The following is a 263-nucleotide window of genomic DNA, read 5'->3' on the forward strand; positions in this document are numbered from 1 at the left end:
ATGACGGGCTCTAGTTTGACACCCAGCGCATCCGAGACGCTCTTGGCGAGATCAACTTCGATACCTTGAAGATTGCCATCCGCACCTGGGAAAGACCAGGGCTTGAAAGCCCCTTGCAAACCAACACGGAGAGTGCCGCGTTCCAGGATTTCCTTCAATCGCTCGCCATCAGCACGAGCCTGGCTTGCAAAAAGCGAAATCGCCATAGTAAGCGTGGAAACTGCCACCAAAGCAAGATTTTGATGTCTGCGCATACCCATTTC

General features: G+C 52.9%; 1 protein-coding gene. It reads right to left on the reverse strand.

Translation table 11 applies throughout. The features are described 5' to 3' along the window. On the reverse strand, nt 1-260 hold a 260-nt coding region (locus HWD97_RS24360), incomplete at its 3' end, for a transporter substrate-binding domain-containing protein (RefSeq protein WP_371835825.1). Nucleotides 261-263 lie beyond the last annotated feature (3 nt).

The organism is Ochrobactrum sp. C6C9, from assembly GCF_022627935.1.
In the GTDB taxonomy this organism is placed as follows: Bacteria; Pseudomonadota; Alphaproteobacteria; order Rhizobiales; family Rhizobiaceae; genus Brucella; species Brucella teleogrylli.